Origin of the sequence: Proteus myxofaciens ATCC 19692 (assembly GCF_001654855.1) — a bacterium.
GTDB lineage: Bacteria > Pseudomonadota > Gammaproteobacteria > Enterobacterales > Enterobacteriaceae > Proteus > Proteus myxofaciens.
This window is the reverse complement of record NZ_LXEN01000022.1, coordinates 1-8,986: the sequence shown is the minus strand read 5'-3', so window position 1 is coordinate 8,986 and position 8,986 is coordinate 1. Positions and strand designations below refer to the sequence as shown.

The following is an 8,986-nucleotide window of genomic DNA, read 5'->3' as shown; positions in this document are numbered from 1 at the left end:
TATGGTGATGAAATTAGCCTTCAATGGGAGCCTCTTTGGGAAATAGATAAGCTCTACATTGGCGATTATGTCTGTATTGGTGCAGAAGCCGTTATTTTAATGGGAGGCAATCATACTCATCGTATGGATTGGTTCTCCTTATATCCTTTTATGGACAATATTGAAGATGCCTATGTTGGTAAAGGGGATACGCATATTCATGATGGCGCATGGATAGGAATGCGTGCAATGATAATGCCGGGTGTCACAATTGGTGAAGGTGCTATTATTGCTACAAATAGTGTCGTTTCTAAAGATGTAGAGCCTTATAGCATTGTTGGTGGTATTCCAGCAAAACATCTTAAATATCGCTTTGAGCCCCATGTAATTGAGCAACTTTTATCTCTAAAAATATATGAGTGGTCGGCAAAAAAATTTGAAACATTAAGACCTTTACTATGCCAATCTTCAATTTCACTTTTACTAAAAGCGGAATCTGAATATACAGAATAAAAAATTAAAGCCTCTAATTTAAAAACTAGAGGCTCTTTTTTTATATGTTCATTTTAAAAAATTCAGGTTGTTATTCATATTATATCTTTACACTGATCATTAATTCTAAAGTACTTATACATACCGTTCAGTTATCCACATTTACTGTGGATAACTCTTGGCTTAGATGTGAGTAATGGTATAACTAATTGATTTTGTTTTAATTATTTTGTTGATTGAAAAGTAGGCATCTTATTTAAAATCTTATCTCTATCATCTTTTAATTGGGTCAGAAAAGAGTAGAAAGCCTTTATAAAGACATATTATTAAAATAGAGGCGTTGGTTTTCCATTGTCATCTACGGCGACAAAATTAAATTGCCCATGAATAACTTCTTCTCTTCCTTCTGCATACATCTCTTCAAGAAAAACAGATACATTTACAGTTAAGCTTGTTCTGCCAACTCGAACAACTTTACCAACGAGTTCAATAATAGTACCTGAAGGAATTGGATGATTAAAATTAATCTTTTCAGTTGATACGGTAACTAAACGCTTACGACTAAAACGTGTCGCTGTAATAAATGAAACTTCATCCATCCACGCTAATGCGGTGCCACCAAATAATGTTGAATGATGATTAGTCGTTGTTGGAAATATGACTTTAGAGACACAGGTTATTGAGTTTTTAATCTTATCTTGTAGCTCAGAAGGTAAATCTAGAATAGACATGATAACAACGCCTTAATTTTGATACTGTAGGGTTAACAATATGATAGCAAAAATGCAATAGGAACTTTTATCGTTAAAATGTAATTTCACCTTTTAAGAATAAATTAGCTTCACCTGTGAGTAAGATACGTTTATCTACTAGCTCACACGCTATAATACCGCCTCTTGATGAAACTTGTCTGGCATAGAGTTTTGTTTTATTTAATTTTGTAGACCAAATTGGTGTTAATACACAGTGAGAAGTGCCTGTGACGGGATCTTCATTAACCCCTTTTTTAGGGGCAAAAAAGCGTGAAATGTAATCAAAAGGGGATTGACCTTTTGCAGTAAGGATGACGCCAGGTAAGGGTAGCTCAGCTATTTTAAGAAAGTTAGGCTGATAATTAATTACTATTTCAGGCTCAGATAAAAAGCAGATATATCTATCATGTGATTGCCAAACTTCTTCTATGGATATATCTAAATCACATTCTAATTGTTTTTTTATTTGTTGATTTATTGTCGAAGGTACTTGAGGAAAATTAAGTGTGAAGCTATCTCCATGAGATGAAACAGTCAGCTCACCAGAAAGCGATTGAAATCTAAATATATCGTCAGAACTGTGTTTTATCACTTTTAATACATAGGCAGTAGCAAGTGTCGCATGTCCACATAAAGGAACTTCTATTTTAGGTGTAAACCAGCGAATATGGTTTTTTACAAGAAAGGCAGTTTCAGGTAAGCCAATTTCGTTAGCGAGTTTTAGGAGTATCTCATCAGCAAGCCAGTTATCTAACATAATAACGGCTGCGGGGTTCCCTGAGAATGGTGATGCTGAAAAAGCATTAATATAATAGATAGGGAGTGTCGTCATAGGGTTATTATCCAGTAATACGGATTGTTAATAATTTTATAATATTAAGAGTTATATCTCTTTATTGATATTTTATAAAGAAAAAAGCCATACCTAATAAAAGATATGGCTTAGAGAATAGGAAAAATTGTTACTTATTACGCTTTAGCTACGTTCTCTTTATCGTCAGCGCTTTTTAATAGCTTACGCACTGGAATAATAAGTGTTGCCAGAACAACAGCACAGATAACCAGAGCAATAGAAACGTGAGAGAAGAAATCGGGCATAACATCCAGTTTATCAGGGCGAATATTACCTCCCATTAGACCAGCAGCTAAATTACCTAATGCACTTGCACAGAACCATAATCCCATAACCTGACCACGCATTTTGGCAGGTGCTAAAATAGTCATTGTGGCAAGTCCAATAGGGCTTAAACATAATTCACCCAATGTTAGTAATAAGATACTGGAAATTAACCACATTGGTGATACACCTGAACCAGTTGCGATAACGCTTTCAGATGCATACATCATGACAGTAAAGCCACCAGCAGCAAATAAAATACCAATGACGAATTTACTGATACTACTTAAATTCATATTTTTGCGAGCAAGCATTGGCCATAACCAGCTAAATACAGGTGCAAGAATAATAATAAATAATGCATTAACAGACTGGAACCAAACCGCTGGAATTTCAAAACCCATAAAGTTTAAATTCGTATAGTCATTAGCAAATAAGTTAAATGAAGTTGGTTTTTGTTCAAATGCTGACCAGAATAATGCAGCTGAAACCAGCAGTAAGAAACAGACAAATAAGCGTGAACGATCGCTACTACTTAATCCTGCGAATAGGAATAAATAGATAAAATACGCGATAACACAGCCAGAAATGACATAAACCATAAAGTTAGCAACAGCAACAGGACTAAATGGAATAACACCAGAAATAATCAGTGCAACAATCGCAATTAGTAATACTGAAATAGCTGAAATCCATTTACCCACATTACGGCGAACAACAGTAGGGCGATCCCAACTTGAATCTAAACCGACTTCTTTATCAAAACGACGCATTGTAGGAACGGCATAAAAGCGGAAAATCAGTAATGCAACTAACATTCCGATACCACCAATACCAAATCCCCAGTGCCAACCATAATCACGCACTAAGAAACCTGTGATTAAAGGTGCAATAAAGGAACCCATATTAATCCCCATATAGAATAGGGAGAAACCACCATCACGGCGTGTATCGTCTTTCTTATATAACGTACCAACCATTACAGTGACACAGGTTTTAAATAACCCAGTACCTAGTACGATAAGTAATAAACCAATAAAGAATAGATTTTGTGACCAAAACGCAGAAAGTGCGATAGAAAGGTGACCTAATGCAATAAAGATAGAGCCATACCAAACCGCTAAGCGTTGTCCTAGCCAGTTATCTGCAAGCCAGCCACCAGGTAGCGATGTTAAATAAACACCACCTGCGAAAATACCCACAATGGCAGAAGCTTGCTCTCGAGGGATATTCATACCACCATCATAAACAGTAGCCGCCATAAATAGGATTAATAATGGGCGAATACCATAAAATGAGAAACGTTCCCACATTTCTGTGAAGAAGAGAGAACTTAATGGATATGGATGGCCAAAAAAGGTTCGACTTGATTTTGAGTGAGTAGGTTGCATCTTAAATTCCCAAAAAAACCTCAACAGGTTGTTTGCAAGTAAAAACAAAATATCAGCAGAGCGTTAAAAATAAAAAATGTTTCATTTCGTTATCAATAACCAATGCATTTAATTAATATATTTTTAACATACTTTTTTACAACTTTAGTGACTAAAAGCATGTTTAATACTTTATAAAACATTTTTTAGTTAAAAAGTCGATAAAAATCTCATTTTGTAATAGTTTGCCTTGCTATTTTTTCAAATTATATAACAAGAAAAGTTAAGATGAAGTAACAGAGGGGATGAAAATTTTTTAATAAAAAACAATAGATTAAAAAATAATAAATAAAAAAAATAACAATTAAGCATTTAAAAGTAAAAATATAATTAATGGCTAATAAAAAACGATTAACTAATCTTATTTATGCATTTTATGTCGATTTTTTTTGTGGAGTTCTAAAACTTATCCATGAGTAAATAAAATTAAAAAAGACAACAGCCGCGGTGAAATAAAATACAGCTCTAAATCCATAAGTTGCTGCAACAAAAGAACCCATTAACGGTCCTGTAACATTACCTACATCTCTTAATGCTTGGTTATAACTGAAAACGCGACCTGCGACAGCAGGGGTAATGTTATACAGAATAAGTGTCTGTACCGCAGGTAACATTGCAGCATTAACTGCTCCTAGTAAAAATCTTAAGGCACCCAATTCCCAATAACTACTGACAAAAGCCATTGGAATAAGCATAAAAATAGAAAGTCCTAGTGTAAAAATAAGCACTTTATCAGGACCTATTTTATCGCCTAATTTACCAAAACGTGGTGCACTAATAAGCGCAGCAATACCAGGTACAGAGGCAATTACACCACTAATAAAAGCAAGGTTGCTAACAGAGCCCGTTAAATCTCGAATATAGAGCGTTAAGATAGGATTAACAGAGCCTGTGGCAATTTGAATGATCATCGTCGTGAAAAATAAACAAACAACAAGACGTTTATTTTTCAGTGATAAAAAGACTTGTTTTGTTGTGAGGGAATCTTTTTTTGAAATAGGGGTGAAATTTTCACTAACAAAAAAGAGTGTGACGAGAAAACAAATAAATAATACGGCTGAGGTAATAAAAAATACAGGGCGTAAACCATAAAGATCAGCAAGCATACCGCCAATTAATGGTCCGATTAATGCGCCACTTACAGCACCTGTTGAAAGTGTTCCTAATGCCCAACCACTTTTTTTAACAGGTACCTGCGTTGCAATTAATGCATTAGCATTAGGAACAAAGCCACCTAATAAGCCCAGCAAGGCTCGTAAAATAAGTAATTGCCATATTGTTTGAGCGAAACCCGTTAATGCTATTACAATAGCCATACCTAAGGCTGAGCGTAATAACATTAATTTTCTACCTTTTCTATCGGATAATTTTCCCCAAAAAGGGGCCGCTATAGCGGAAAAAAGAAAGGTGATACTAAAGGCGACACCGGTCCAAAGATTCAATTCACTATGATCGGTAACACCAAGCTCTTCTACATATAAAGGTAGAAAAGGCATAATTAAGCTAAAGCCAGCGCCCGTTAAAAAGCAACCAAACCAGACAATATACAGGTTTCGTTTCCAAGAATTATTGCGGGGCTTTAGATTCATGTGACTCCTTTAGCCAATAAAACATAGAGTAAACTAAAGACACAGACAGAAAATAACAGTATTTATGTTGCTATCATGGCAACGTAAATTTTTCTTTTTTAAAGAAGAATGCCACGATATAGAAATAAGACATTCAGCCTTGTAATTATCATGTGTCATTGCAGAGAATGTTTCTAGGTATTTTAATCTTATTTTTTTCTGTGAAATATATAGGCTGGTGGTTATTTTTTATGAAAACAACCACCTTGACGAATTAATGTACTTTGTTTATTTCAGTATATAAAGAGGCTTCGCCTTGTGGTCGCGTTTTAAACCGACGGTGTAACCACATATATTGATCTGGTGCCCGCAATATTTCCTGTTCAATGATTCTATTCATTGCTATTGCAGTATGTTCTTCATTATCTAATGGTAAATCAGTTACTGCTGGAGAAATAATAAGTTCATATCCTTTAGCCTCAGGTAAGCGTTTAGGTGTAAACGGAATTAAGGCTGGATTACTCATTTTTCCAAGAATATAAGTTCCTGTTGTTGTTGCGACTTTATCTACAGAAAATAAAGGAACAAAAACACTTTTACGAGGACCGTAATCATGATCAGGTGCATACCAAAGTATTTCACCTTGTTTTAAATTACGGATCATCCCTTTAAGATCTTTTCTATCTAGCATGTATTTATTTGAACGCAAACGACCCCAAGTTTGTAACCAATCCATAACCGGATTATCGTTAGGGCGATAAACACCAATTCCTGGATTTAACATACCAAAAATACGCGCACCTAATTCTAAAGTGAGAAAATGAATACCGACAACGATGATCCCTTGGCCAGTTTTTTGAATAGCTTGAATGTGTTCTCTACCGCTGACTTTAAACCAACGTTTTACTCGCCAATCAGGCCAAAACCATGCCATACCTGTTTCAAATAATCCCATGCCTACTGATTCAAAATTTTTATTTAATAAGGCTTCTTTTTCACTTTTGGGCATATTTGGAAAGCAGAGTTCTATATTGCGCTGTGCTATTTGTAGACGTTTTTTTAAGAAAACTTTAGATAATCGGCCAAGTCGGGTACCTAACCAATAAATAATGGGATAGGGAAGTAGAACTAGAATATAGAGTAATCCAATCCCAAACCAAGTTAGCCAATATTTAGGCTGTAAAAATGATGCTTTAAATGGAGGTGACTTTATCATAAGCCTATCTATTTACTCTTTTTCCAATGAATATTCTTTATTGTGACACTTTTTGGTGAAAATCAGAAATTTTGCCATCAATTAGGTGCAATAATATTTATTCCTTGTAATGCAGTGACTAATTCAGCAATATTTTTAGCTTTCATCTTATCCATTACTTTTGCACGATGTACTTCAACAGTACGTATTGATACACAAGCAACTTCTGCTATTTCGCGATTCATTAATCCTTGTATAACATAATAGGCAATGTGTTTTTCACGAGGTGTGAGAGAAGCATAACGGCTACGAATTTCATGCGCTTCAAAACGGCGTTGTGTCTCAATTAATGCGGTTTCTAGCGCGCTAAGAAGGGCATGACTTTCGATGGGCTTTTGTAAAAAATCAACCGCGCCATTTTTAATTTCTTCAACAGCCATAGGAATATCACCATGGCCTGTTAAAAAAATAACCGCCAATGTACTGTGGTTTTCAATAAGATATTGGTGGACTTGTTTACCATCAAATTTGGGCATTCTCATGTCTAATAATACAACGCCAGGTTGATAGAGATGGGTATTCTTAATAAAAATCTGGCTATCATTCCAAATATGAGCGCAATATCCAAGGCTTTCTAAAAGAAACTGGCAAGATTCTGTGACAGCGATATCGTCATCTACCAGGTGAATTGTTGGCATTTTTACTCCGTTATTTATTTTTTTTTGGAAAAATGAGTGTAATTTTTAAGCCTTTTTTATTTTTTTCATTTTGCTGATTTTCAATACGTATATCGGCATTCTGAGAAAGTAATAAACGCTGGCAAATCACCAAACCTAAACCAAGCCCTTCTATTTTTGTAGTCTGAAATGGCGAAAAAGGTTGCTCAAGTTGCGTATTGCTCATTCCACCTGCATCATCTTCAATGATAATTAGTAATCTTTCAGGTGCTTTGTGGGTGCTTATTTTTAGTTCACTCGCACCAGCTTGTAAGCTATTAGTCATTATATTGGATAATATTTGTTCTAATAATGTCTCTGGCAACCATAGCGTATCATCTTTATTTATGTCCGTTTTTAACGAAACTTGTGGATATTTTTCTACAACGCCTAATAAAGACCAAATATGTTGGATACATTGTGCAATATTTTGTTCGCTTAGTGTGATGCTATCGCTATTAGGTGTTTGTTTTCCAACCCATAAGCGTAAATTCCTAATAATATCAGCACCACGTTGTGCTTGCTTGTCTATTTGTTGTAATGCAGGAAGTAGTGGGTGGGTTTTATTCTCTTTTTGTAACCGAATTAGACTACCTTGTGCATAACTTTTTATTGCACAAAGGGGTTGATTAAGCTCATGGGCAAAGCCAGAAGCCATTTCACCGAGCATATTTAAACGTTGAGCTTGTTCTAACGCGTCTTTTTGTTGATGCAAATGACGATGAGCCTGTTCTAATTGCAAACTACGTCGCCTGACTAAATAGCTTATCCATACTTGGTTTAAAATAAGGAAAAGAATAATACAAAAAGAAAGAATAATGATAAATCGATGTTGAATAGCCCAGCTTTTGACATCTTGCCAAAACTCTCGTTGTCTAGGATGTTGATTAACATCTTTAAGTAATGCCTCAACTTGTGCATGTGAAGCAGGTGCTCCCCATTTCATCGGATTATTATCATCGGTTAATAGAATGCGAGTTACTTTATCAACCAGCTGATCGGGTACTGTATCTAAAGCCGCAAATGACCAGTTAGGATATAACGGCGTACTGGTTAAGCAAGGAGCCTGAGATTGGTGTGTGATGATGGGTCGATAATCACTTTTGCTAATAAGTCCTTCATTATCCATATTCTCAAGTAAACAAACAGGCACAATTGCGGCATTGATATCCCCATCACGTAATAAATAAAGCAATGCATCAGCAGGAAATCCAGTAAAGCGCAAAGTAAAATCTTTATCAGGCACAATGCCTTCTTGTTGTAGTGCTTTGTAGCCTAAAAGATAACCTCCAAAAGCATCAGGTGCGACAGCGCCAACGTGTTTACCAATAAGCTCATTTGGCAAAATTATAGGACTGTCTTTACGTACTAAAATGACACTACCTATCACATTTCTAGTGGTGTTGTCGGGTTCATAACTTGAGCGCAATGAGAGTAACCAGCGCAATGCATAGGCGCTATCAAGTTGAATAAATTGAGCAGGGTTAGTGAGAAGAAAATCGATACTTTTATCTGCAACTGATTGTTTCATCTCAGATAAATCAAGTGGTTTTAATACAAATTTCTCGGTTGGTAATTGTGTATTTAGCGTGTCGATGAGTGTGTGCCAATGCCGTTGTGTTGCTGCATCACCACGTAAAGCCAATACACCAATTGTCCACTCTTTTGCTACACCGTAGAAAGATAGCGTAAGCGTGAAGAGAAACAACCATAAGTGAATAGCAAATTTTTGCCTAA

General features: G+C 35.6%; 8 protein-coding genes. 1 reads left to right on the top strand and 7 read right to left on the bottom strand.

Annotated elements, in window-relative coordinates; translation table 11 throughout:
- Positions 1–492: CatB-related O-acetyltransferase (locus tag M983_RS02645; protein WP_066746629.1), on the top strand; the 492-nt coding region annotated here is incomplete at its 5' end.
- A gap of 305 nt (positions 493–797) precedes the next feature.
- Here M983_RS02645 and M983_RS02640 read toward each other — a convergent pair.
- From M983_RS02640 to ttrS, 7 genes are all read right to left on the bottom strand, one after another.
- Positions 798–1,202, bottom strand: coding sequence for an acyl-CoA thioesterase (locus tag M983_RS02640; protein ID WP_066746626.1), 405 nt, complete (start codon positions 1,200–1,202; stop codon positions 798–800).
- 73 nt (positions 1,203–1,275) lie between these two features.
- On the bottom strand, positions 1,276–2,055 hold the full coding sequence (locus M983_RS02635; RefSeq protein ID WP_066746624.1) for a PhzF family phenazine biosynthesis protein: 780 nt from the start codon (positions 2,053–2,055) through the stop codon (positions 1,276–1,278).
- A 137-nt stretch (positions 2,056–2,192) separates the two neighbouring features.
- The gene (locus tag M983_RS02630) at positions 2,193–3,731 is read right to left on the bottom strand and encodes a peptide MFS transporter (RefSeq protein ID WP_066746622.1); all 1,539 of its coding nucleotides are present in this window, start codon (positions 3,729–3,731) and stop codon (positions 2,193–2,195) included.
- Positions 3,732–4,144: 413 nt separating this feature from the next.
- The gene (mdtG, locus tag M983_RS02625; protein ID WP_066746619.1) at positions 4,145–5,359 is read right to left on the bottom strand and encodes a multidrug efflux MFS transporter MdtG; all 1,215 of its coding nucleotides are present in this window, start codon (positions 5,357–5,359) and stop codon (positions 4,145–4,147) included.
- Positions 5,360–5,612: 253 nt separating this feature from the next.
- Positions 5,613–6,554: a Kdo(2)-lipid IV(A) acyltransferase gene (locus M983_RS02620; protein ID WP_066746616.1), complete on the bottom strand. Its 942-nt coding sequence runs from the start codon at positions 6,552–6,554 to the stop codon at positions 5,613–5,615.
- 77 nt (positions 6,555–6,631) lie between these two features.
- Entirely contained in the window at positions 6,632–7,231 is a 600-nt protein-coding gene (gene ttrR / locus M983_RS02615) for a tetrathionate respiration response regulator TtrR (protein WP_066746611.1), read from the bottom strand.
- 10 nt (positions 7,232–7,241) lie between these two features.
- Entirely contained in the window at positions 7,242–8,969 is a 1,728-nt protein-coding gene (ttrS, locus tag M983_RS02610) for a tetrathionate respiration histidine kinase TtrS (RefSeq protein WP_066746632.1), read from the bottom strand.
- Positions 8,970–8,986 lie beyond the last annotated feature (17 nt).

Coding starts and splice junctions, on each gene's coding strand:
- M983_RS02640 (WP_066746626.1), bottom strand. CDS start 1,202: ATGTCTATTCTAGATTTACCTTCTGAGCTACAAGATAAGATTAAAAAC.
- M983_RS02635 (WP_066746624.1), bottom strand. CDS start 2,055: ATGACGACACTCCCTATCTATTATATTAATGCTTTTTCAGCATCACCA.
- M983_RS02620 (WP_066746616.1), bottom strand. CDS start 6,554: ATGATAAAGTCACCTCCATTTAAAGCATCATTTTTACAGCCTAAATAT.
- ttrR (WP_066746611.1), bottom strand. CDS start 7,231: ATGCCAACAATTCACCTGGTAGATGACGATATCGCTGTCACAGAATCT.
- M983_RS02630 (WP_066746622.1), bottom strand. CDS start 3,731: ATGCAACCTACTCACTCAAAATCAAGTCGAACCTTTTTTGGCCATCCA.
- mdtG (WP_066746619.1), bottom strand. CDS start 5,359: ATGAATCTAAAGCCCCGCAATAATTCTTGGAAACGAAACCTGTATATT.